Raw genomic sequence first — 24,583 nt, forward strand, 5'->3', positions numbered from 1 at the left:
CTGACGCTCAGCACAGCGCCTCGACCCAGCGCCGCACCGTGGCGTACGGATAGTCTTCCAGCGCGGCGAACCCCTCGATGCTACGCGCCCGCATGCGGGTGAACAGCGGCGAACCGATCCCGCAGAGGAACCGCGTCAGACATTCCGCTCCCGGAGCCGTGCCGCGCAGCTCGGTATGCCGCTGGACGAATGCCGCGGTATGGCCCTGCAACTGCGCCCTGGAAGGCTCCGCCAGGGCCTGCGCTTCCGGCAACCGGGCGATCTGACCAGCGCACACCGAGCAATGTCCGCAGTGCTGCGGCGCATTCCCGTCGCCGAAATAGCGCGCCAGGCGTTGGCTCAGGCATTCCTCGCTGGCGAACAGCGCGAGCATGGCCTCGATCCGCGCGATCTCGCTGTCTTCGTGGCGCTTGAAATAGGCGTGCAACTCGCCGCTGAGTTCGTCGATGTCGAAGCCGTCGCGCAGGCGCGCATAGACCTCGGTCATCTGCTTGCTCTCCAGCTCGATCCAGCCCCTCTCCTGGAAGAAGTCCAGCGCCTTCACCACCCGCGCGCGCTCGGCCCGGTGCTGGCTGTACAGGCCGTCGAAATCCACGGTGCACCAGGTCCGCGCGCGTTTCGAACTGGCGACTATGGCCTCGACGAACTGCCGCCGCTCGCCGTCGAACTTCGCCAGCAGGCTTTCCGGTTCGAGCAGGTACTTGAAGCGGTACTCGGCGAAATAGGCGTAGCGTGGGGCGATGATTCCGCGCAGCTCCAGTTGCACCAGCAGGGTTTTCAGCGGCAGCGGGCGGATGTTGCTCTGGTCGGACAGCCCGGTGAGGGTCAGTTCCCATTCGCCGCCCGGCGCGCCGGCCAGTTCGTCGAGCACGCAGCGGATGCCGTCGCGCTCCGGGGTGTCGCCGTAGACGAAGTTCTGCAGCACGTTGAGGCTGTCGCGGTTGGCCAGCACCAGGCAGTCGGAGGGCTTGCCGTCGCGCCCGGCGCGGCCGATCTCCTGGCTGTAGTTCTCGATGGATTTCGGCAGGTCGAAATGCACGACGTTGCGGATGTCGCTCTTGTCGATGCCCATGCCGAAGGCGATGGTGGCGACGATGCAGTTCAGCCGGCCCTCCATGAACTGCCGCTGGATCGACTCGCGCTGCTCATGGGCCATGCCGGCGTGGTAGGCGCAGGCGGGGATGCCGCGCTGCGCCAGCTGCCCGGCGATCTCCTCGGCGGTCTTCTGCTGGGTCACGTAGACGATGCTCGGCTGTCCCGCTCGCGCGCCCAGCCATTCCACCAGCCGGCGCAGCTTGGCACCGCCCTGCACGGGTTCGACCAGCAGGTTCAGGTTGGGCCGGTAGAAGCCGGTGGTGATCACGTCCTCCGCGGCGATGGCGAACTTCGCCTGCATGTCGGCGATCACCGCGGGCGTGGCGGTAGCCGTCAGCAGCAGCACCTGGGGAATGCCGAACTGGCGCTGGTAATCCGGCAGCTTGAGATAGTCGGGGCGGAAGTTGTGCCCCCATTCGGAGATGCAGTGCGCCTCGTCCACCACCAGCAGGGAAATCGGCACCTGGGCGATGAAGTGGCGGAAGCGTTCGTTCTTCAGGCGCTCGACGGAAATCATCAGCACCTTCAGCTCGCCGGAGCGGGCGCGCCGCATCACCTCGGCGGTCTGCTCGCGGCCTTGCGCCGAGTCGATGCTGGCGGCGGGAATGCCGTGCCGGGCGAGGAAGGCCAGTTGGTCCTGCATCAGCGCCAGCAGGGGCGAAACCACCAGGGTCAGGTGTGGCAACTGCAGCGCCGGCAATTGGTAGCACAGCGACTTGCCGGAGCCGGTGGGAAAGATCGCCGCCGCCGATCGTCCGGCCAGTACGGCGCGGATCGCCGCCTCCTGGCCGGGGCGGAACTGGCGGTAGCCGAAGACGCGTTCGAGGGTGTCATGCATGGGAGTCACTCCGTTGACCATTGTATGGCCCGGTCATCCTACGGACGCCCGGCGCATGGAAGTGGCTACCGGTTGGCATCTGTCGGAACGGTGGCGGGTTACACCCGCCCTACGGAACGCATGCTTTTGTAGGAGCGAGCTTGCTCGCGATCCGGTGCTACCCCTGGTGATGGGGTGCCGGTCGAAACCATGGCCGCGCATGCGGCCCCGCGATGGTGGATGAAAAGAGCCTCATCCACCCTACGTTTCTGGCACGTCGCAGGTGCTCCTGCAAAGCCTCCTCAGAAACGGTCGCGGATCACCACTTCGTCGATGGCCAGCTTGCCGACCCGCGGCCTGGCTTCGGCGGCCCGCTTGCCGATGGCGATCATCAGGCCGATGACGTGGTTTTCCGGCAGGTTGATCAGCTTGCCCACCGCCTCGAAGTCGAAGCCGACCATCGGGCAGGAATCCAGGCGCTTGCCGCGGGCGGCGAGCATCAGGGTCTGGGCGCTGAGGCCGCAGCTGCGCAGGGCTTCGTCGCGCTGCACCTGGGGCTTGCCGCGGTAGTAGGCGTCGATGGCGCCGTCCATGTAGTCGCGCACCGGCTGCGGCGCGCCTTCCCAGACACGCTGGGCATCCTTCTCCCAGCTGTCGACCTGGGCGCAGACCACCACCAGCATCGAGGCGTCGGTCATCTGCGCCTGGTCATTGCCCGCGGCGCGAATCTGCGCGCGCAGTTCGGGATCGCTGACCTCGACGAAGCGCACCGGCTGCAGGTTGTAGGCGGATGGCGCGAGCATCGCCAGTTGCAGCAGTTCGTCCTTCTCCTCGCGGCTCAATGCGAATTGCGGATCGTAGAGCTTCACGGCGCGGCGGGTGCGGATGGCGTCATCGATATGCATGGAGGCATTCCTTTTTCTGGTCGCAAAAAGCCGACATCGTACGCGCAGGCACTACCGGCTTCATTCGAATCTATCGATCGGAATGATCGAATTCCTGCGGGTACGCAAATGAAAAAGCCGCCCGAAGGCGGCTCTTTCGAAGAACGGGCTCGCTTACAGCTGCGGGCCGGCGTTCTTGATGGCGTCGGAGACGTCGAACTTCTTGAAGTTCTCGATGAACTTGGCAGCCAGGCCGCGCGCAGCTTCATCGTAGGCGTTCTGGTCGGCCCAGGTGTTGCGCGGGTTGAGCAGGACGGTCTCGACGCCCGGAACGGCCTTCGGCACGTCCAGGTTGATGATGTCCAGGTGCTCGGTTTCCGCGCCGACCAGGGCGCCGCTCTGGATCGCGGAGATCACCGCGCGGGTGGTCGGGATGTTGAAGCGCTTGCCGACGCCGTAGCCGCCGCCGGTCCAGCCGGTGTTGACCAGGTAGACCTTGGAGCCGAAGGACTTGATGCGCTTGATCAGCAGTTCGGCGTAGACACCGGCCGGACGCGGGAAGAACGGCGCGCCGAAGCAGGTGGAGAAGGTCGACTTGATGCCGCCGCCGGAGCCCATTTCGGTGGAGCCGACCAGCGCGGTGTAGCCGGACAGGAAGTGGTAGGCAGCCTGCTCGTTGTTCAGGATCGACACCGGCGGCAGCACGCCGGTCAGGTCGCAGGTCAGGAAGATGACCGCATTGGGCTCGCCGCCCAGGTTGGCTTCCGAACGCTTCTCGACGTGCTCCAGCGGATAGGCGGCGCGGGAGTTCTGGGTCAGGCTGTCATCGGCGTAGTCCGGGGTGCGGTTGTCGTCGAGGACGACGTTTTCCAGCACGGCGCCGAACTTGATGGCCTTCCAGATCACCGGTTCGTTCTTCTCGGACAGGTCGATGCACTTGGCGTAGCAGCCACCCTCGATGTTGAACACCACGCCCTCGCCCCAGCCGTGCTCGTCGTCGCCGATCAGGTAGCGGCTTTCGTCGGCGGACAGGGTGGTCTTGCCGGTGCCGGACAGGCCGAAGAACAGGGTGACGTCGCCGTCTTCGCCGATGTTGGCGGCGCAGTGCATCGGCAGCACGTCCTTCTCCGGCAGCAGGTAGTTCTGCACGCCGAACATGGCCTTCTTCATCTCGCCGGCGTAGCGCATGCCGGCGATCAGCACCTTCTTCTGGGCGAAGTTGAGGATCACGCAGCCGTCGGAGTTGGTGCCGTCACGCTCGGGCACGCACTCGAAGTTGGCGACGTTGAGGACCTGCCACTCTTCGCGGCCGGCCGGGTTGTACTGCTCCGGCTCGATGAACAGCGCACGGCCGAACAGGTTCTGCCAGGCGGTGCCGGTGGTCATCCTGACGGCCAGGTAGTGATCCTCGGCGGAGCCTACATGGACGTGGGAAACGAAATGATCCTGGGCGTTGTTGAAGGCCTCGACGCGGTCCCACAGGGCGTCGAACTTGTCGGCCGGGAACGGGCGGTTGATCGCGCCCCAGGCGATGGAGTCCTTGCTGCCCGGCTCTTCGACGATGAAGCGGTCGACAGGAGAGCGGCCGGTACGATGGCCGGTGCGCACCACCAGCGCGCCGTTGTCGGCCAGCTCGCCTTCGCCGCGGCGAATGGCTTCCTCGACCAGTTGGGCAACGCTGAGATCGGTGTAAACGGCTTTATTGGCTTGCGTCATGTGGGTCCCCATCGGCCAGAGGCCGAGTCCTCCAAACTTTGCGTAGTGACGTGAAAAGCTCACTACAGCGGAAAAAAGTCGCGGGAGTATGCCAGAAATGCATCATAAATTGGCAGCCTCTGATCCGGACGCGATAACGACTGTGCGGCTATCGACCCGATAGTCGCGCTCAATGGCGCGTCTGCGACGGCGCCTGGCTGCCGCCGCCGGCGAACAGCTGGGCGACGTCGCTGCTGTCGAAGCGATAGCGCTGATTGCAGAACTGGCAATCCACTATCACCTCACCATCATGCTCCTCGAGCAGCCGTTCGGCATCCTCGTGGCCGAGGCTGACCAGAGCGTTGGCCGAACGCTCGCGGGAGCAGCTGCAGTGGAACTGCAGCGCGTTCGGCTCGAACAGGCGCACGTCTTCCTCGTGATAAAGGCGGTGCAGCAGGGTCTGGTTGTCCAGCGCCAGCAGTTCCTCGACGGTCAGGGTGTCGGCCAGGGTGGTGACGTGCTGCCAACTGGCGGCGCGGGCCTCGGCGTCCTTCAGACGATCGGCCGGCAGCTGCTGCAGCAGCAGACCGCGGGCGCGGCGGTTGTCGGCGCTGAGCCAGAAGCGCGTGGGCAGCTGCTCGGAGGTGGCGAAGTAGCCGGACAGGCAGTCGGCCAGGGTCGCACCCTCCAGCGGCACGATGCCCTGGTAGCGCTTGCCCTTGCGCGGGTCGACGGTGAGGGTCAGCACGCCGTCCGGCATCAGCTCGTGCAGGCCGGCGGCGTCGCCGATCAGCTCGGCGTCGTAGCGGGCCAGGCCGCGCACTTCGCGCTCGCTGGAGCACTCCACCATCAATAGCGGGACCGCGCCGCTGGAACGCGCCTGCAGGATCAGCAGTCCTTCGAACTTGAGGGTGCCGCAGAGGAGCGCGGCCGCCGCCAGCATCTCGCCGAGCAGCTGCGCCACCGGTTGCGGGTAGGGATGCTTGGCCAGGACTTCGGCATAGCTGCGTTCGAGCTCGACCATTTCACCGCGGACATCGGTGTTGTCGAAGAGGAAACGCTGGGATTGGTCGATCTGGGACATGCTTGGCACAACGCTGCTGGATGAAAATGACAAGCCGGTGACAAAGGCCTATAAAGCGCGCCTTGCAGCATCCGGCTGAATTCGAGATCGGGAAGGGGGATGTAGATTTTATGGATAAAGCCACACCGTTCCAAGCCACCTGGTCCTGGCGCCCCTTCATCGCCTGCCACCTGCTGGTCCTGGGGCTGCTGGGCCTCTGGCTGTGGACGCCCGCCCGCGCGCTGATGGACGGCTTCGACTTCAGCCTGTTCGACACCCTCAATGCGCCGCTGGCGACGAACGGGATCTGGCGCACCGCCTGGGCGATCGCCAGCACGCGGCCGTTCGACCTGCTGGTCGGGCTGATCCTGCTGTCCCTGCTGATCCGCGGCGACTGGGTCTTCAGGGCCGCCCAGGTGCGCGCCGCGACCTTCGGCTTCCTCGCCAACCTGCTGTTGCTGGTCGCGGTGCGCTTCCTCTACGCCAGGCTGGCGCACCACCTGGGCTGGCAGCACGAGAGCATTTCCACCTATGTCGCCGACGACGTGCACCTGAGCGAGCTGTTCCCCGCCTGGGAAGACACGCCGTTCGCGATCAAGGACCAGTCGATGCGCAGCTTCCCCGGCGACCACGCCTCGGTGCTGCTGCTCTGGGCGCTGTTCCTCACCCTGTTCGCCCGTTCGGCGTGGCAATGGCTGGTGATCTGGGGCCTGGCGCTGCTGTTCATGCTGCCGCGGCTGGTGACCGGCGCGCACTGGGGGCAGGACGACTACGTTGGCGGCATGCAGATGGCATTGGTGACGCTGGCCTGGGGCTGCTTCACGCCGTTCGCGGCATGGGCCAGCGATGGCCTGATGCGGCTGACAGCGCCGTTGTTCGGGGTGCTGGCGAAGGTGCCGCTGGTTAACCGGTTGAGTGTGGTTGCGGCCTGATCAGGCCGCATGGGTATCGCTGCGCTCAACCCATCCTACGGCACTGTGTTTGTTCCGCCGGGACGATTTGTTCGCGAGCAAGCTCGCTCCTACAAGGTCCGCACCTACCCCTGATCGCGGAAACTGAACAGCTGCCGGCGCTGTTTCTTGCTCGGCCGGCCGTCGGTCTGCAGGCCGAGGGCGCCAGCCTTGCGCATCGCGGCGGCTTCCTCGCGGCGGCGGATGCTCTCGACGGTTTCCTCGTAGAGCAGCTGCGCTTCCGGCGCGCCACGGCGTACCGCCGACAGCGCCCTGACCACCACGGTGCGTTCGTCGAAGCCGGTGCGGATCACGTACTCGTCGCCGATCTTCGGCTCCTTGCCCGGCTTGCAGCGCTCGCCGCGGTGGTGCACCTTGCCGCCCTCGATGGCCTCCTTGGCCAGCGCGCGGGTCTTGTAGAAGCGCGCCGCCCACAGCCATTTGTCCAGGCGCACCTTGTCGTCATCTTTGTCGCTCACAATCGGGATTCCTGGCCGTTGAAGGCTTCAGTCTACTCTTCCGGGAGCCCGCTGGCGGGCGTCGATCGCCCTGCTAGAATGCCGCCAAACCGCCCGGAATAACTTCCTTGAAGACCTTCGACCACCTCTCCGTGATCGGCTTGCGCGAGTGGATCGCACTCCCCGAACTGGGCATGGTGGGCCTGCGCGCGAAGATCGATACCGGCGCCAGCACATCCTGCCTGCATGCCAGCGAGATCGTGCCCTTCCATCGCGATGGTCATCCCTGGGTGCGTTTCACCGCCCACCTCGGCACCCAGGTGCAGCGCCGCCACCGCTGCGAGGCGCCGCTGGTGACGATGAAGACCATCAAGAGCTCCAACGGCCAGAGCCAGACCCGCTACGTGATCCGCACCAGCCTGGCGCTGGGCGACCGCATCTGGCCGGTGGAATTCACCCTGGCCTGCCGCAAGAGCATGCGCTACCGCGTGCTGCTGGGCTCCAGGGCGCTGGTGCAGGGCCAGCTGGTGGTCAATCCGGGCCTGACCTACGTACAGGACAAACCCCTCATAGTCGTTCCCGCCTCTCATTCAGGTGCTCAATGAAAATCGCCGTGCTGTCGCGCAATCCGCGTCTGTATTCCACCCATCGCCTGGTGGAGGCCGGCCGCGCGCGCGGTCATGAAATGGTCGTGATCGACACCCTGCGCGCATACATGAACATCACCAGCCACAAGCCGCAGATCCACTACCGCGGCAAGCCGCTGGAAGACTTCGACGCGGTGATCCCGCGGATCGGCGCCTCGGTGACCTTCTATGGCTGCGCCGTGCTGCGCCAGTTCGAGATGATGGGCGTGTTCCCGCTCAACGAATCGGTGGCCATCGCCCGCTCGCGGGACAAGCTGCGCTCGCTGCAGCTGCTGTCGCGCAAGGGTATCGGCCTGCCAATCACCGGCTTCGCCCACTCGCCGGACGACGTGCCGGACCTGATCGAGATGGTCGGCGGCGCACCGCTGGTGATCAAGCTGCTGGAAGGCACCCAGGGCGTCGGCGTGGTGCTGGCGGAAACCGAGAAGGCCGCCGAGTCGGTGCTGGAGGCCTTCATGGGGCTGAAGCACAACATCATGGTGCAGGAGTACATAAAGGAAGCCGGCGGCGCCGACATCCGCTGCTTCGTGGTCGGCGACAAGGTGATCGCCGCGATGAAGCGCCAGGCCAAGCCCGGCGAATTCCGCTCCAACCTGCACCGCGGCGGCTGCGCCAGCCTGATCAAGATCACCCCGGAAGAACGCATGACCGCCATCCGCGCGGCGAAGGTGATGGGCCTGAACGTCGCCGGGGTGGACATCCTGCGCTCGCACCACGGCCCGCTGGTGATGGAGGTGAATTCCTCGCCGGGGCTGGAAGGCATCGAGACCACCACCGGCAAGGACATCGCCGCGGTGATCATCGAGTACCTGGAGAAGAACGGCGGGCCGCACCTGGCGCGGACCAAGGGCAAGGGCTGAGCGGGAATTCCGCAACGTCGGCGGGTTTCACCCGCCCTTGCGAAACACAGGAGGTCAGCGAACCGTAGGGTGGATGGCGCTCTTCCATCCACCATTGCGGGGCCGCCTGCGCGGCCGAGGTGGATCGATGGAGCGTGATCCACCCTACTACTGGCCTTGCCCCCACGGGTAGAGACACGGCACCTGCGGGTCGCGGGCATGGCCCGCTCCTACAGGCAGTGTCGCCTCTTACGCCGCTCCCCGCGGCAGCATCAGCCCCAGCGGCAGGCAGACCCGCGCCTCCATGCCGCCGCCCTCGCGGTTGCGCAGTTCGACGCTGCCGCCGTGCTGCGCGGCGATGCGCTTGACGATCGCCAGGCCGAGCCCGGTGCCCTTGCCGCCGCGGGCCTTGTCGCCGCGGATGAAGGGGTTGAAGACCTCGCCCAGTTCCTGCGGGTCGATGCCGGCGCCGCGGTCGAGCACGCTCAGCACCACGTAGGGCGCGCCGCCGTCGCCGGCGACGTGGGCGGCCACTTCGACGCCGCTGCCGCCGTGGTTGAGGGCGTTCTCGATCAGGTTGCCGAGCAGGCGCTTCATCGACACCCGGCGCAGCGGGAATTCCGGCAGCGGCTCCAGGCTCAGGCGCACGCGCTCCTCGCCCTGGTTGAACGGCGCCGCCACCTCGCGCACCAGCTCGTTGAGGTCGCCGATCTCCACCGGCTCGTCGCGGCCGTCGCGGATGAAGGCGAGGAACTGGTCGAGGATGGCGTCCATGTCCTCGATGTCGCGCACCATGTCGTCGACCATCTCGCGCTCGCTTTCCGGCATCAGCTCCAGCGACAGGCGCATGCGCGTCAGCGGCGTGCGCAGGTCATGGGAGACGCCGGCGAGCATCAGTTCGCGCTCACGGCCGGCCTGTTCGACGTCCTCGGCCATCTGGTTGAAGGCGCGGTACACCTCGGCCATCTCGCTGGGGATTTCCGGCCCCAGCACCAGGCGCACGCTGCGCCCCTTGCCGAACTCGCGGGAAGCGAAGACCAGGCGCTTGAGCGGCTGGCCGAGCAGGCGCACGAAGATCCACGCGGCGGCGGTGGACAGCAGGCCGATGCCGAGGAACCAGCCGAGCACGCTCCAGATCTGCTGGCCGCGCAGCGGGTGCGGGTAGAGCGGCACGCCGATCCAGCCCTCGCCGAGGTTCGGCGCGTGGACCCAGAGCATCGACGGATGGTGGATGCGCAGGCGGGTCTCGGTGTCCGGCCCCAGCTCCATGCGCATCTGCCGCTGGAAGATCTCGGTGTACGGCCAGTGGTGTTCCTCCGGCTGGCCCTGCTCGTGGGAGGCCCATTTCAGCCCGGCGGATTCGGCGATCCGTACCCGCGAGTCCTCGTCCGCCGCCCAGTAGGCGCGCACGGTCAGCGCCGCGCCGTGGCTGTACTGGCGGTCGACCAGCATGTCCTCGTTCATCAGCAGGTAGACCAGCGTCAGCGCCTTGGAGAACAGCACGACGATCAGCACCATCCACAGGGTGCGGGCGAAGAAGCTTTGCGGGAACCAGAGGGGAGTTTTCAAGTGCGGGGTCCGGGTGAATCGTAGGAGCGAGGGGGACGCCTAGTCATTGCTCGCGAACCTCTCTGGAATATTCGCGAGCAAGCTCGCTCCTACAAGAGATCATTTTCTCGTCGAACCATCCGGCACGAACACATAGCCCACGCCCCACACCGTCTGGATGTAGCGCGGCTTCGACGGATCGGGCTCGATCATCCGCCGCAGGCGCGAGATCTGCACGTCGATGGAACGCTCCAGGGCATCCCACTCGCGGCCGCGGGCGAGGTTCATCAGCTTGTCGCGGGTCAGCGGCTCGCGGGCGTGCTGCACCAGCGCCTTGAGCACGGCGAACTCGCCGGTGGTGAGCATGTTCACCTCGTCGCCCTTCTTCAGCTCGCGGGTGGCCAGGTGCAGCGCGTAGTCGCCGAAGGTCACCACCTCATCCTCGCCGGCCGGCGCGCCCGGCACCAGCGGCGCCTGGCGGCGCAGCACGGCCTTGATCCGCGCCAGCAGTTCGCGCGGGTTGAACGGCTTGGCCAGGTAGTCGTCGGCACCCAGCTCCAGGCCCTGGATGCGGCTACTCTCGTCGCCCTTGGCGGTGAGCATGATGATCGGGATCTGGTTGCCCTGCTCACGCAGCCGGCGGCAGGCGGACAGGCCGTCCTCGCCGGGCATCATCAGGTCGAGCACCACCAGCTGGAACAGCTCGCGAGCCAGCAGGCGGTCCATCTGTTCGGTGCTTTCCACCGCGCGCACGCGATAGCCCTGCTCGTCGAGGAAGCGCTCCAGCAGGCGGCGCAGGCGCGCATCGTCGTCGACCACGAGGATCTTTTCGCCTTCCGGCAGGGGGGCAGGATTCGACATGGAAACTCCAGGAATCGGGACAGGCGGGCATTATCGCCCAGACACCGGGTCGCCCGGCCCATCCATTGTTAGCAGATTTTTCCCCGACCGAGCGGGCGCTGCGGCGAAACGTGGCGGGTATAATGCCGCGCTTTTGCGGCGGGCCGTTGTCTACAGGGCCCGTTTTCGATTCTGCATTGCCAGGTGGATTCATGGACAGCATCAACACCCGTATCGCCGAAGAGCTCTCCGCACTGCCCTCCGGCCGCGTTCTCCCGCAACAGGTCGCCGCCGCCGTCGCCCTGCTCGACGAAGGTTCCACCGTTCCGTTCATCGCCCGTTACCGCAAAGAGGTGACCGGCAGCCTCGACGACACCCAGCTGCGCATGCTCGAAGAGCGCCTGCGCTACCTGCGCGAACTGGACGAGCGCCGCGTGGCGATCCTCGCCAGCATCGAGGAACAGGGCAAGCTGACCCCGGAACTGGCCCGCGAGATCAGACTGGCCGACACCAAGACCCGCCTGGAAGACCTCTACCTGCCGTACAAGCAGAAGCGCCGCACCAAGGGCCAGATCGCCCTGGAAGCCGGCCTCGGCGAACTGGCCGATGCCCTGTTCGCCGACCCGACCCTGACCCCGGAAACCGAAGCCGCGCGCTTCGTCGATGCCGAGAAGGGCTACGCCGACATCAAGGCCGTGCTGGAAGGCGCCAAGTACATCCTCATGGAGCGCTTCGCCGAGGACGCCACCCTGCTCGACCGCCTGCGCGTGTTCATGAAGGACAACGCCACCCTGACCGCCCGCCTGATTCCCGGCAAGGAAACCGAAGGCGCCAAGTTCAGCGACTACTTCGAGCACGACGAGCCGCTGAAGAACGCCCCGTCGCACCGCGCCCTGGCGATCTTCCGCGGCCGCAACGAGGGCGTGCTGAGTGCATCGCTGAAGGTCGGCGAGGAGCTGCCGGGCACCGTGCATCCGTGCGAAGTGATGATCGGCGAGCGCTTCGGCATCAGTAACCAGGGCCGCGCCGCCGACAAGTGGCTGGGCGAAGTGGTGCGCTGGACCTGGAAGGTCAAGCTCTACACCCACCTGGAAACCGACCTGCTCGGCGAGCTGCGCGACAAGGCCGAGGACGAGGCGATCAGCGTCTTCGCGCGCAACCTGCACGACCTGCTGCTGGCCGCCCCGGCCGGCCCGCGCGCCACCCTCGGCCTCGACCCGGGCCTGCGTACCGGCGTGAAGGTCGCCGTGGTCGACGCCACCGGCAAGCTGCTGGATACCGCCACCGTCTACCCGCACCAGCCGAAGAACCAGTGGGACCAGACCATCGCCGTGCTCGCCGCGCTGTGCGCCAAGCACAACGTGGAACTGATCGCCATCGGCAACGGCACCGCCAGCCGCGAGACCGACAAGCTGGCCGCCGAGCTGATCAGGAAATACCCGGCGCTGAAGTGCACCAAGATCATGGTCAGCGAGGCCGGCGCGTCGGTGTATTCCGCCTCCGAGCTGGCGGCGAAGGAATTCCCGGACCTGGACGTCTCCCTGCGCGGCGCCGTCTCCATCGCCCGCCGCCTGCAGGACCCGCTGGCCGAGCTGGTGAAGATCGAGCCGAAGTCCATCGGCGTCGGCCAGTACCAGCACGACGTGTCCCAGCTGAAGCTGGCGCGCAGCCTGGACGCGGTGGTCGAGGACTGCGTGAACGCCGTGGGCGTGGATGTGAACACCGCCTCCGCCGCCCTGCTGGCGCGCATTTCCGGCCTCAACGGCACCCTGGCGCAGAACATCGTCGCGCACCGCGATGCCAACGGCGCCTTCAAGACCCGCGACGAGCTGAAGAAGGTCAGCCGCCTCGGCGAGAAGACCTTCGAGCAGGCCGCCGGCTTCCTCCGCGTGATGAACGGCGACAACCCGCTGGACGCCTCCGCGGTGCACCCGGAAACCTATCCGCTGGTGCAGCGCATCGCCGCAGACACCGGCCGCGACATCCGCTCGCTGATCGGCGATTCGGGCTTCCTCAAGCGCCTCGATCCGAAGAAGTTCACCGACGAGCACTTCGGCCTGCCGACCGTCACCGACATCCTCAAGGAACTCGACAAGCCCGGCCGCGACCCGCGTCCGGAGTTCAAGACCGCCGAGTTCCAGGAAGGCGTGGAAAGCCTCAAGGACCTCAAGCCGGGCATGGTGCTGGAAGGCGTGGTGACCAACGTCACCAACTTCGGCGCCTTCGTCGACATCGGCGTCCACCAGGACGGCCTGGTGCACATCTCGGCGCTGTCGGAGAAGTTCGTCAAGGACCCGTACGAGGTGGTCAAGGCCGGCGACATCGTCAAGGTCAAGGTCATGGAAGTGGACATCCCGCGCAACCGCGTCGGCCTGTCCATGCGCATGGGCGACACCCCCGGCGAGAAGATCGAAGGCCAGCGCGGCGGCCGTCCGGGCGGCCAGCCGCGTGGCGAGCGTGGCGCTCCGCGCGGCCAGTCGGCGCCGCCGGCGAACAACGCCATGGCCTCGCTGTTCGCCAATGCCAAGCAGCTGAGGAAGTAGCCGATGGCCGAAGAACTCGATGTTTCCGGCGGCAGCGCCTTCAGCCGACTGCTCGGCCTGGAGATCGTCCAGGCCGCGGACGGCAAGGCCGAAGTGCACATGAACATGCACGACGGCCTGCGCAACGTGCACGGCAAGCTGCACGGCGGCGCGCTGTTCTCGCTGATCGACACCGCCATGGGCCAGGCCTGCCACAGCCTGTCCGGCGGCGTGGCGCAGAGCGTGACCCTGGAGAGCAAGATCAACTACATCCGCCCGGTCAGCGACGGCGAGGTGATCTGCCGCGCCTGGGTGCTCAACGCCAGCAGGCGCACGCTGGTGGTCGAGGCGGACACCTGGCAGGGCGAAAAGCTGGTGGCCAAGGCACAGGCGACCTTCATCCGTACTTGAAATGAAAGGGCGCCCAAAGGCGCCCTTTCGGCCAAAACGGCGCAGGCTTATCCCAAATCGCCACGCGCCGCGACGCCCGCTTCCACCGCGCCTCGCGCGCGACTAGGCTATCGGCATTTCTCCCTTTGCCCAGGCGACGACGCCGGCATGCTTTCCTCTTGTAGACCGCCCGGTCCACCCCCATAGTGGGGCGACTGCCGCGAGAAGGACTACCCAACTTGAGCGACCAATTCTTCCGCCGCCTGGCCCTGCTCGGCGAGGCTGCCAACCTGCCCCTGCTCAGCCGGTGCCTGCACGGCATCGAGCGCGAATGCCTGCGCGTCGACGAGCAGGGCAGGCTGGCCCTGACCCCGCATCCGCGCGCACTGGGTTCGGCGCTGACCCATCCGCAGATCACCACCGACTACTCCGAGGCGCTGCTGGAATTCATCACGCCCGCCACCACCAGCGTCGAGGAAACCCTCGACGGCCTGGCGAAGATCCACCGTTTCGCCAGTTCGCGGCTGCAGGGCGAGTACCTGTGGAGTCCGTCGATGCCCTGCGACCTGCCGGACGAGGAGACCATTCCCATCGCCCGCTACGGCAGCTCGCACATCGGCCGGCTGAAGTACGTCTACCGCAAGGGCCTGGCGCTGCGCTACGGCAAGACCATGCAGTGCATCGCCGGCATCCACTACAACTTCTCGCTGCCGGAAGGGCTCTGGCAACTGCTGCAGCGCCACGAGGACGGCAGCCAGACGCTGCGCGACTTCCAGTCCGCCCACTACATCGCGCTGATCCGCAACTTCCGCCGCTACAGCTGGCTGCTGATGTACCTGTTCGGCGCCTCGCCGGCGCTGGACGCCGGCTTCCTGCGCGGGCGGCCGCACCATCTGGAAAGCTTCGACGAGCACACGCTGTACCTGCCCTACGCCACCAGCCTGCGGATGAGCGACCTGGGCTACCAGAACAACGCCCAGGCCGGCCTGACGCCCTGCTACAACGACCTCGACAGCTACATCGAGAGCCTGCGCCGGGCGGTCGGCACGGCCTACCCGCCGTACGAGAAGATCGGCACCAAGCGCGACGGCGAATGGCTGCAACTGAACACCAACGTGCTGCAGATCGAGAACGAGTACTACTCGAGCATCCGCCCGAAGCGCGTCACCTACACCGGCGAGCGGCCGATCCAGGCGCTGATGTCGCGCGGCGTGCAGTACGTCGAGGCGCGCTGCCTGGACATCAACCCGTTCCTGCCGCTGGGCATCGACGCCCCGGAAGCGCGCTTCCTCGACGCCTTCCTGCTCTATTGCGCATTGCAGGACAGCCCGCTGCTGGCCGACGGCGAATGCCACAGCTGCACCGACAACTTCCTCAAGGTGGTCAAGGAAGGCCGCCGGCCGGGCCTGCACCTGCAGCGCGGCGGCCAGTCCGTATTGCTGCGCGACTGGGCCGCCGAACTGCTCGAGCGCATCGCCCCGATCGCCGCCCTGCTCGACCGCGCCCAAGGCAACGGCGCCCACGGGCATAGCCTGGAGCAACAGCGGGCGAAGGTCGCCGACCCGGCGCTCACCCCATCGGCGCAGGTCCTCGCGGAAATGCGCGAGCGCGGCGAGAGCTTCGCCGCCTTCGCCCTGCGCAGGAGCCGCGAGCACGCGGAGCAGTTCCGGGCCGAACCGCTCGCGGCGGCGGACGAGGCGCATTTCGAGACGCTGGCGAAGAACTCGCAGGCCGAACAGGCCGAGCTGGAGCGTCATCCGGAGGGGGATTTCGATACCTTCGTGGCGGCATACCAGGCGAGCATCCTGGGGTTGATCAGGGTGTGAGCCTTAGGGCGGGTTGCACCTGCCCTAAGGTCGCGGGCATGGACTAGGCGTCCCCGCCCGTCCTACAGTTCCGCCGGGCCTTCGCGCAGGGCGCATGACGCGCCAGCGTTATCCGCCGTGATTGCGGACGCAGGAGCGTCCTGGGATGCACAACTGTAGGAGCGAGCTTGCTCGCGAACAGTACGTAGGGTGGATCACGCTCCATCGATCCACCACGGCCGCGCAGGCGGCCCCGGAATGGTGGATGGAAGAGCGCCATCCACCCTACGTTTCGCTGCCCCCCTGTGTTCCGCGGGCGGGTGCAACCCGCCATCGATGCGCAACGGCGGAGCTATCAGAGCCCCTTCTCGAACACCTGCGAATTGCGCTGGTAGTTGTACAGCGACGCCCGTGCCGCCGGCAGGCGTTCGACGCTGCTCGGCTGGAAGCCGCGCTCGCGGAACCAGTGGGCGGTGCGGGTGGTGAGCACGAACAGGTTCTTCAGGCCCATCGCCCGGGCGCGTTCCTCGATGCGTTCCAGCAGCTCGTCGCCGCGGCCGCCGCGGCGGTATTCCGGGTTCACCGCCAGGCAGGCCAGTTCGCCGGCGTCGGAGTCGGCGATCGGGTAGAGCGCGGCGCAGGCGATGATCAGGCCGTCGCGTTCGACGATGGTGAACTGCTCGATCTCGCGCTCCAGCACCTCGCGCGAGCGGCGCACCAGGATGCCCTGCTCTTCCAGCGGGCGGATCAGTTCGAGCAGGCCGCCGACGTCCTCGATGGTGGCCTCGCGCAGCTGTTCGAACTGCTCCTGGGTCACCAGGGTGCCGCCGCCGTCGCGGGTGAACAGTTCGGTGAGCAGCGAGCCGTCCTCGACGTAGCTGACCATGTGGCTGCGCGGCACGCCGGCGCGGCAGGCCTGGGCGGCGGCGTCGAGCAGCTCGGCCTGGTAGTTCGTGCCCAGCCGCTCCAGGTGCGGCGACACCTGCTGCGGGCGCAGTTCGCGCACCAGCCGGCCGCGCTCGTCGATCAGGCCGCGCTCGGCGCCGTAGAGGATCAGCTTCTCGGCGTCGAGGTCGATGGCCGCGCGCATGGCCACGTCCTCGCAGGCGAGGTTGAAGATTTCCCCGGTGGGCGAATAGCCGAGCGGCGACAGCAGCACGATGCTGCGCTCGTCGAGCAGGCGGTTGATGCCCTTGCGGTCGATCCGCCGGACTTCGCCGGTGTGGTGGTAGTCGACGCCGTCGAGCACGCCGATCGGCCGCGCGGTGACCAGGTTGCCGGCGGCCACGCGCAGGCGCGCGCCCTGCATCGGCGAGGCGGCCATGTCCATCGACAGGCGCGCCTCGATGGCGATGCGCAGGCTGCCCACGGCGTCGATCACGCATTCCAGGGTCGGCGCGTCGGTGACCCGCAGGCCGCGGTGGAAGTGCGGGGTCAGCCCGCGCGAGGTCAGACGCGCCTCGATCTGCGGACGCGAGCCGTGGACCAGCACCAGGCGCACGCCGAGGCTGTGCAGCAGCACCAGGTCATGGACGATGTTGCCGAAGTTCGGATGATCCACGCCGTCGCCGGGCAGCATCACCACGAAGGTGCGGTCCCGGTGGGCGTTGATGTAGGGGGAGGCGTGACGTAACCAGTTGACGTAGTCGTACATCGTGCGAAGAAGCCTGTCTGCGGTGAAATGGAAGCTCTGTCGGTGCGGCCGCTGTGCGGCGGGCGGCGCGGTTATCGTCGTCGCATGTACATCGACAAAGCTCTCCTCTCCAAGGTTCGTTCAGGCTCTTTACAGGCAGTAATGCCGGATCAGCTGGCGCAGCAGTTCCACCGTGGGGGTGATGCGCGCCAGCTCCAGGTGCTCGTCCGGCTGGTGGGCGCAGGCGATGTCGCCCGGGCCGAGCACCAGCGTCTCGCAACCAAGCTGCTGAAGATACGGTGCTTCGGTGCCAAAGGCTACCGCTTCCGCCGAATGTCCGCTGAGCCGCTCGGCGAGGCGCACCAGCTCGGTGTCGGCGGCCTGCTCGAAGGGCGGCACGGCGGGGAACAGCGGCTGGTAGTCGATGCTCACGCCGAAGCGCTCGCCCAGCGGTTGCAGGCGGTTGCGGATGGCCTCGCGCAGGGCCTCCGGCGGCATGCCCGGCAGCGGACGGATGTCGAATTCCAGGGCGCACTGGCCGCAGATGCGGTTGGGGTTGTCGCCGCCGTGGATGCAGCCGAGGTTGAGCGTCGGCTGCGGCACGCCGAACTGCGGGTTGCGGTACTTCAGCTGCCATTCCCCGCGTAGCGCGAGCAGTTCGCCGATCGCCGCGTGCATCGCCTCCAGGGCGCTATTCCCCAGGGATGGGTCGGAGGAATGCCCGCTTTTCCCCACTATTTCCACCCGCTCCATCATCACGCCCTTGTGCAGGCGGATCGGCCGCAGGTTGGTCGGCTCGCCGATCACCGCCGCACGCCCCAGCGGCCGCCCGGCTGCGGCAAGGGCCCGGGCGCCGGCCATGGAGCTTTCCTCGTCGCAGGTGGCGAGGATCAGCAGAGGTTGGCGCAGCTGTTGCAGAGGTAGCCCCAGGGCAGCCTCGATGACCAGCGCGAAGAAGCCTTTCATGTCGCAGGTGCCGAGGCCGAACCAGCGGCCGTCACGCTCGTCCAGGCGCAGCGGATCGCTTTTCCACAGGGCTTCGTCGCAGGGAACCGTATCGGTATGACCCGCCAGCACCAGGCCGCCCGGGCCGGAACCCAGGCTGGCGAGCAGGTTGAACTTGCCCGGGGCGACTTCCTGGAGTTCGCAGGCGAATCCCAGGTCGCCCAGCCAGCCGGCGAGCAGTTCCACCACCGGCCGGTTGGACTGGTCCAGCGCCGCCTGGGTACAGCTCACGGAAGGGCTGGCGACCAGCGCGGCGAATCGTTCTTTCAGGGAAGGCAGCGGCATGGGCTTCTCCGGATCGGTGGTTTTTCATGATCGCCCATTGAATCCGGGGAAGGAACCACAGCCACTCCCGCCAGGCGCATATACGGATGCGAGGCGCCGCCGTGTCATTTTATTGACAATCCATGCCCAATCCCACCTTCTCACCCCTGCTATCCCTGCACGTTTTTTTGCATTTAATCATCACTTTCTGTTGGTTAATAGCAACGTGCTATCAAAAAATGCAGCTCAATTAACAAATATTTGACAAAATGTGATTGCAAACTGCATTCGCCTGGGCAAAAGTCAAATAGCCGACACTAAAAATCAATTCAAAACGTTACTGAGCGCAGAAAAATGCAGGCAAGCCATTCGCAATCAACGGCTTACGGATGTCCAGAAGCGTAACGGCCGAATCCGCCAGGACGTTGTGAACGTCGGGCGGACCCGGTGACAACCCGGTGGAGCCTCAGGGCACCAGCACAAGAAAGCTCCAGGCACACCAGGGTTCTTCCTACAGGGAGTTTTTCCGCGGGGGGGGATAACAATGGAGATGTCACATGAAACTGCATCACCGGAACGCCAGGGCAGAGACAGCGGATTCATCCCCTAGCACAGACAGCACGGAGCGCAGGCCCCGTTCGAAACTCAGCGCATCCAACGTGGTTCCCGGCACACTGCTCCTGCTGGGCCTTTCCGTCGCCGCCGCGGCCACCTCGCTGGACTACTTCGGCGACCCGCCCTCCTACGACCCGTCGCACTACAACGACCCGCCGAGCGACCCGCTGGCGTACCTGCTGACCGGCGCGGAGGACGGCAACCACGGCTCCTTCGAACTGCCCGACGGCCTCGAAGGCGACCGCAAGACGCCGCTGAAGGAGAACGCCATTCCGCAGAACGCGCAGACCTCCTTCAAGATTCCCACCAATGGCCGGCCGAGCCCGCTGTTCGGCGCCAAGCCGTTCAGCCAGTCGATGCTGCGGTTCGAGGAGTTCGGCCCGGAACCCTACGAATCCAACCCCGAGCCGTTCCCCGGCGGATTCCCGCAACCCGTTGCGGGCAGCGGGCCGGAACTCGACCCGGTGATATCGCGCAGCGGCCCGCTGGGCACCGAACTGGATGCCTTCCTCAGCCATCCGGGGCTGTACCCGGCGCCCACCGAATACTCCAACGACCGCGATCCCAACCCCTGGGCCCCGCAGATCGGCGACTACCTCAAGCGCGCCGTGTACTCCCCGGCCGAGGGCCGGCCGCCGGGGCAGGGCTGGGCGCACCAGCGCTACAACGAGTTCTTCCCGCAGGGCGAGTTCAAGACCGTGCAGGCCGGCGCCCGGGTCAACAACGGCCCGCGCGACCACTACCAGCTGCACGGCTATGCCGGCGGCGAATTCGCGCCCGGCGGGCTGTACTACGACACCTACAAGTTCGACGGCGACAGCAAGGTCCCGGCGTTCAAGGTCCGCGGCACCACCAGGGGCATCGGCGTGCGCTTCCACCCGGACATGCCGGTCCAGGACCACAAGTCGGTATGGACCTTCGACGGCACCATGCCACCGAAGCTGCTGATGGCCCGTTACGGCCAGCCGATCGTGATGCGCCACTACAACGCCTTGCCGATCGACCCCGCGGCGAACATGGGCTTCGGCCTGCACACCATCACCACCCACGAGCACAACGGCCACAACCCGGCGGAAAGCGACGGTTTCGCCAACGCCTTCTTCTTCCCCGGGCAGTACTACGACTATCGCTGGCCGCTGCAGCTGGCCGGCTATGACAGCATCAACACCGATGCGCAGGACGACCGCGCGGCCTTCCCCTGCGAACCGGGCGAGACGCTGTACGTGAACGACGCGCACCCGGGCCTGAAGCAGTGCGAGAACGGGCGGATCAAGATTCGCGGCGACTGGCGGGAGACCATGAGTACCCACTGGTACCACGACCACATGATGGATTTCACCGCCCAGAACGTCTACAAGGGCAACGCCGCGATGATGAACTACTACAGCGCCATCGACCGCGGCTACGAGGGCCCGCCGGCATCCGGCGACGACAAGGACCCGAACCTGCGCCTCCCCAGCGGCACCGCGCGCGCGTGGGGCAACCGCGACTACGACATCAACCTGCTGATCGCGGACAAGGCGTGGGATCGCAACGGCCAGCTGTGGTTCAACCCGTTCAACACCGACGGCTTCCTCGGCGACCAGATCCTCGTCAACTGGACCTGGAAACCCTACCTGGACGTGCGCGCACGCAGCTACCGTTTCCGCATTCTCAACGGTTCGGTGTCGCGCTACTTCAAGCTGGCGATCGTCAAGGAGGTGCAGGGCAAGGGCGGCGAGTTCAAGGGACCGACCTCGAAGATCACCTACGACCGCGTGCCGTTCCACATGATCGCCAACGACGGCAACATCATGGAGCACGCCGTGCCCTTCGACGGCAGCATGGATCTCAACGGCAACGGCGACCTGAAGGACAACTTCGGCATCCTGCCGATACAGGGCATCGCCGAGCGCTACGACATCGTCGTCAACTTCGGCAAGAACGGCATCAAGCCGGGCGACAAGATCTACTTCGTCAACCTGATGGAGCACGACACCGGCAAGGGCACCAAGGAGGCGATCCCGCTGGATGAGGTGCTGTCCGAGGACTACAAGGCGGTGCTCAAGGACGCCGACCGGCCGGACAAGACCAAGTGGGACAAGGGTGACCCGGGCGTCGGCATCTTCCTGCAGCTGCGCGTGCAGCAGTACGACGGCCAGGACCTGGCGATGAATCCGGCGGACTACGAGCCGGCCAAGCCGGCGACCAAGGGCAAGGCAGCCAAGCCGGAAGGCAAGGTGATGATCCCGCTGAAGCTGGATCGCAACGCCGACAAGGCCCTGCTCGCCCAGGCCCGGCACCGCACCTTCATCTTCGGCCGGTCCGACGGCACCGACGAGCAGCCCTGGACCATCAAGACCGACGGCGGCCTCGGCTTCGCCATGGACCCGCGGCGCATTTCGGCCGGGGTGCAACTGGCCGGCGGTCCGACCGAGGGCGGAGCACCGACGAAGCCGGGTACGCTGGAGATCTGGAGGATCGAGAACGGCGGCAACGGCTGGGAGCATCCGGTCCACATTCACTTCGAGGAAGGCATCATCCTCTCCCGCGACGGCAGGAAACCGCCGGTGTGGGAACAGGGCGCGCGCAAGGACGTGTACCGGGTGGGCGGCGACGATCCCGACAACGGCGAGGAAGTCGAGGTGGCGCTCAACTTCCGCGAGTTCGCCGGAACCTACGTCGAGCACTGCCACAACACCCAGCATGAGGACAACTCCATGCTGCTACGCTGGGACATAGAGCATCCTGGCCAGGTGCAGCTGATGCCGACTCCGCTGCCGACCTGGGACGGCGTGACCTACGCGGCCTCCGCAGCCCTGCCGACCTACCACAGCGGCGACGGCCGGGGTCCGCAGGCGGGCAACTGACGTAGCGAACAGGCGCCGGGCCGGCCCCGCGAGGGGTGCGGCCCGGCTGCCATACGGAGCAGTCCACAGGGAGCGACGACAATGACAAGAAGCAGAGGGATCGCATTCGCCGCGCTCGGCCTGGCGGCGCTGCTGGCCGTCGGGTTCGGCGGCTGGCAGGCGTGGCAGGCCCGGCAGGGCGACGGCGAGCAGAGCGAGGAGGCGACGGGCTCCTGGGACGGCGAGTACTTCCCCAACGTGCGCCTGATCGACCAGGACGGCCGCAAGGTGCGCTTCTTCGACGACCTGATCAAGGGCAAGGTCGTGCTGGTCAACTTCATCTTCACCGGCTGCGGCGACTCCTGCCCGCTGGAAACCGCGCGCCTGCGCCAAGTGCAGAACCTGCTCGGCGACCGCCTCGGCAAGGAGGTGCACTTCTATTCCATCAGCATCGATCCGGTCAGCGACACGCCGGAACGGCTCCGCGAATACATGCAGAAATTCCACATCGGCCCCGGCTGGCGCTTCTTCACCGGCGACGTCGACGACATCAACCTGCTGCGCGACCGCCTCGGCCTGATCGCCCCCAACGAGGACCTCGCCAAGCTCAGCCAGCACAGCCTCAGCGTGGTGATCGGCAACCAGAACACCAACCAGTGGATCAAGGTCTCGCCCTTCGAGAACCCCTACATCCTCGCCGACAAGCTGGGCAACAACCTGCAGAACTGGAAGCACCTCAACACCGCCGGCAACGACTACGCCAGCGCGCCGAAGATCCGCGCGCCGTCCACCGGCGAACAGCTCTACCGCACCCGCTGCAACTCCTGCCACAGCCTCGGCCCGGTGGAAGGCCAGCTCGGCGAGCTGCGCAACATCGGCCCCGACCTGCTCGGCGTCACCCGCGTGCGCGACCGCGCCTGGCTGACCCGCTGGATCAAGGAGCCGGACGTCATGCTCAAGGAGAAGGACCCGCTGGCCCTGCAGCTCTACGAACAGTACGACCGGGTGGCCATGCCCAACCTGCTGCTGAGCGACGGCGACATCGAGGCGATCATCGCCTACATGGACGAGGAAACCCTGCGCCTGCAGCCGCAGGCCGACGCCAGCCAGGTCGGCAAGGCCGACTGAAACGCCGCGCCCCCGGCCGCCCGGGGGCGTTGTCCTGTACACTACGCCTCCCCGGCGGCTCGGCAGGCGGCACTCCGCAGCCACCTCCCCGCTTCGCCCGAGCGCCACCGCGCTGCGGGCCATCTACGCTATCAGGGGCGCGACCGCCCCCAGCCCGGAACCTGTCATGCAGAAAGAAACCGAAATCAAGCTCCGCGCCAGCCGCGCGACCCTCACCGCCCTGCGCGACCATCCGCTGCTGAAGAAACGCAACAAGTCCGGCTGGGAACGCCGCGAGCTGTTCAACCAGTACTACGACACCCCCGCCCGCGAACTGGCGCGGGCCAAGGTCGCGCTGCGCCTGCGCCGCGACGGCGAACACTACATCCAGACGCTCAAGGGCCGCGGCCACAGCGTCGCCGGCCTGTCCGAGCGCAACGAGTGGGACTGGCAGCTGGACCTGCCGCAGCTGGACCTGGCAAAGCTCGACGACCAGTGCTGGCCCGCCGCCCTCGCCGATCTCGACAAGAGCCATCTGGCGCCGATCTTCACCACCGATTTCGTCCGCGAGAAGGCGGAAATCGCCTGGGGCCGCGGCAAGGCCAGGGTGGTGGTGGAAGCCGCCCTCGACCTCGGCAAGGTGGTCGCCGACCAGGCGGAAGAGGAAATCTGCGAGCTGGAGCTGGAACTGCGCCAGGGCGAACCGGAAGCGCTGCTGGAACTGGCCGCCGAGCTGGCCGCCGACCTGCCGCTGATGCCCTGCGACATCAGCAAGGCCGAACGCGGCTACCGGCTGTTCGACCCGGCCAGCTACAACGTCTATCCGCAGGGCCAGAAGGTCCTCGCGGAAACCCCTCTGGACGGCGCCTTCTCCGCCCTCGCCTGGCTGCTGCTGGGCAACAGCCAGCGTCTCGCCGAGCAGTACCGCTTCAACGGCCACTGGCGCCTGCTGCAGGAATGGCTGCAGCAGCTGGTCGACCTGCGCGCCCTGCTCGGCAGCCTCGGCCAGGCCGTACCGCGCGCCAGCAGCCGCGAGCTGCGCGAGATGCTCGACGCGCTGATCGCCGACTGGCAACCGCGAGTGGTCCAGGGCGAGGACGACGAAAGCGTGCGCCAGCAGGCGCCGGAGGCCTTCCGCGCCGAGCTGGACGACACCCGCTGGGGCCGCTTCTCCCTCGCCGCCTCGCGCTGGCTGCTGGGCAAGGCGTGGATCGCCGCGCGCAACGACAAGGGCAACCGCCAGGGCGCCGCGGCGGTCGGCAAGTGGCTGCAGCGCAGTCTCGCCGAGGACGCCCAGGCCATGCCGCTGGCGCGCGCCCAGCACCAGCCGGAAGTACTCGCCGACCAGTTGCCGCGCCTGCAGCGCATGCTGGTCTGGCTGCGCCTGGCACGCCCGGTGCTGGAGCTGCCGGAAACCGACCGCCTGTATGGCGAGCTGACCAAGCTGCAGCAGCTGCTCACCGGCCCGGAGGACATGGAGAACCTCGCTGCCCAGGCCCATACTGTGCTCACTCTCAAGCCGTGGAAGGCGCTTTTGAAATAAGCTGTGACGCCGCTGTCGCCGCGGAGAGCGGCGGC

At 66.9% G+C, this 24,583-nt stretch carries 18 protein-coding genes; 9 read left to right on the forward strand and 9 right to left on the reverse strand.

Going from position 1 to position 24,583, the window contains the following annotated elements:
• Nucleotides 1–7: 7 nt before the first annotated feature.
• The 4 genes from BLR75_RS17615 to hslO all read right to left on the reverse strand — a co-directional run bounded on the left by BLR75_RS17615 (nt 8) and on the right by hslO (nt 5,575).
• Complete coding sequence (locus tag BLR75_RS17615) at nt 8–1,933, reverse strand: RecQ family ATP-dependent DNA helicase (protein ID WP_084311683.1); 1,926 nt, start codon at nt 1,931–1,933, stop codon at nt 8–10.
• 281 nt (nt 1,934–2,214) lie between these two features.
• Complete coding sequence (locus BLR75_RS17620; RefSeq protein ID WP_084311682.1) at nt 2,215–2,817, reverse strand: nitroreductase family protein; 603 nt, start codon at nt 2,815–2,817, stop codon at nt 2,215–2,217.
• Between the two features lie 153 nt (nt 2,818–2,970).
• Nucleotides 2,971–4,512 carry a phosphoenolpyruvate carboxykinase gene (locus tag BLR75_RS17625; RefSeq protein ID WP_084311681.1) on the reverse strand — a complete coding sequence of 514 codons (1,542 nt, stop codon included), beginning with the start codon at nt 4,510–4,512 and terminating at the stop codon, nt 2,971–2,973.
• Between the two features lie 169 nt (nt 4,513–4,681).
• A complete protein-coding gene (gene hslO, locus BLR75_RS17630) occupies nt 4,682–5,575 on the reverse strand; it encodes an Hsp33 family molecular chaperone HslO (RefSeq protein WP_084311680.1) in 894 nt (297 codons plus the stop codon).
• Between the two features lie 110 nt (nt 5,576–5,685).
• Between hslO and BLR75_RS17635 the strand changes: the two genes are divergently transcribed.
• A complete protein-coding gene (locus BLR75_RS17635; RefSeq protein ID WP_084311679.1) occupies nt 5,686–6,486 on the forward strand; it encodes a phosphatase PAP2 family protein in 801 nt (266 codons plus the stop codon).
• Nucleotides 6,487–6,590: 104 nt separating this feature from the next.
• Here the strand turns inward: BLR75_RS17635 and BLR75_RS17640 are convergent, their stop codons facing one another.
• Nucleotides 6,591–6,983 (reverse strand): RNA-binding S4 domain-containing protein, encoded by a 393-nt coding sequence (locus tag BLR75_RS17640; protein ID WP_084311678.1) that lies wholly within the window; start codon nt 6,981–6,983, stop codon nt 6,591–6,593.
• A gap of 107 nt (nt 6,984–7,090) precedes the next feature.
• Between BLR75_RS17640 and rimB the strand changes: the two genes are divergently transcribed.
• Together rimB and rimK are read left to right on the forward strand one after the other, a co-directional pair.
• Nucleotides 7,091–7,567 carry a retropepsin-like aspartic endopeptidase RimB gene (gene rimB, locus BLR75_RS17645; RefSeq protein ID WP_084311677.1) on the forward strand — a complete coding sequence of 159 codons (477 nt, stop codon included), beginning with the start codon at nt 7,091–7,093 and terminating at the stop codon, nt 7,565–7,567.
• The gene (rimK, locus tag BLR75_RS17650) at nt 7,564–8,469 is read left to right on the forward strand and encodes a 30S ribosomal protein S6--L-glutamate ligase (protein WP_084311676.1); all 906 of its coding nucleotides are present in this window, start codon (nt 7,564–7,566) and stop codon (nt 8,467–8,469) included. Before rimB ends, rimK begins: the two co-directional genes overlap by 4 nt.
• Nucleotides 8,470–8,697: 228 nt before the next feature.
• On the opposite strand, the gene BLR75_RS17655 is transcribed toward rimK, so the two are convergent.
• Nucleotides 8,698–10,017, reverse strand: coding sequence for an ATP-binding protein (locus BLR75_RS17655; protein WP_084311675.1), 1,320 nt, complete (start codon nt 10,015–10,017; stop codon nt 8,698–8,700).
• 99 nt (nt 10,018–10,116) lie between these two features.
• The gene (gene ompR / locus BLR75_RS17660; protein WP_084311674.1) at nt 10,117–10,857 is read right to left on the reverse strand and encodes an osmolarity response regulator transcription factor OmpR; all 741 of its coding nucleotides are present in this window, start codon (nt 10,855–10,857) and stop codon (nt 10,117–10,119) included.
• 191 nt (nt 10,858–11,048) lie between these two features.
• Here ompR and BLR75_RS17665 point away from each other — a divergent pair, with 191 nt between their 5' ends.
• From BLR75_RS17665 to gshA, 3 genes are all read left to right on the forward strand, one after another.
• The gene (locus BLR75_RS17665; protein ID WP_084311673.1) at nt 11,049–13,379 is read left to right on the forward strand and encodes a Tex family protein; all 2,331 of its coding nucleotides are present in this window, start codon (nt 11,049–11,051) and stop codon (nt 13,377–13,379) included.
• Nucleotides 13,380–13,382: 3 nt separating this feature from the next.
• Nucleotides 13,383–13,769, forward strand: coding sequence for a PaaI family thioesterase (locus tag BLR75_RS17670; protein ID WP_084311672.1), 387 nt, complete (start codon nt 13,383–13,385; stop codon nt 13,767–13,769).
• A gap of 218 nt (nt 13,770–13,987) precedes the next feature.
• Nucleotides 13,988–15,574: a glutamate--cysteine ligase gene (gene gshA / locus BLR75_RS17675; protein ID WP_084311671.1), complete on the forward strand. Its 1,587-nt coding sequence runs from the start codon at nt 13,988–13,990 to the stop codon at nt 15,572–15,574.
• Between the two features lie 334 nt (nt 15,575–15,908).
• Here the strand turns inward: gshA and argA are convergent, their stop codons facing one another.
• Together argA and argE are read right to left on the reverse strand one after the other, a co-directional pair.
• Entirely contained in the window at nt 15,909–17,207 is a 1,299-nt protein-coding gene (gene argA, locus BLR75_RS17680; RefSeq protein WP_084311670.1) for an amino-acid N-acetyltransferase, read from the reverse strand.
• 129 nt (nt 17,208–17,336) lie between these two features.
• The gene (gene argE / locus BLR75_RS17685) at nt 17,337–18,476 is read right to left on the reverse strand and encodes an acetylornithine deacetylase (protein ID WP_084311669.1); all 1,140 of its coding nucleotides are present in this window, start codon (nt 18,474–18,476) and stop codon (nt 17,337–17,339) included.
• A gap of 653 nt (nt 18,477–19,129) precedes the next feature.
• Here argE and BLR75_RS17690 point away from each other — a divergent pair.
• The 3 genes from BLR75_RS17690 to BLR75_RS17700 all read left to right on the forward strand — a co-directional run bounded on the left by BLR75_RS17690 (nt 19,130) and on the right by BLR75_RS17700 (nt 24,548).
• A complete protein-coding gene (locus BLR75_RS17690; RefSeq protein WP_371858123.1) occupies nt 19,130–21,919 on the forward strand; it encodes a multicopper oxidase domain-containing protein in 2,790 nt (929 codons plus the stop codon).
• A gap of 81 nt (nt 21,920–22,000) precedes the next feature.
• Nucleotides 22,001–23,026, forward strand: coding sequence for an SCO family protein (locus BLR75_RS17695; protein ID WP_084311667.1), 1,026 nt, complete (start codon nt 22,001–22,003; stop codon nt 23,024–23,026).
• Between the two features lie 166 nt (nt 23,027–23,192).
• The gene (locus tag BLR75_RS17700; RefSeq protein WP_084311666.1) at nt 23,193–24,548 is read left to right on the forward strand and encodes a CYTH domain-containing protein; all 1,356 of its coding nucleotides are present in this window, start codon (nt 23,193–23,195) and stop codon (nt 24,546–24,548) included.
• Nucleotides 24,549–24,583: the final 35 nt, after the last annotated feature.

It is taken from the genome of Pseudomonas jinjuensis, from assembly GCF_900103845.1.
Lineage (GTDB): Bacteria > Pseudomonadota > Gammaproteobacteria > Pseudomonadales > Pseudomonadaceae > Pseudomonas > Pseudomonas jinjuensis.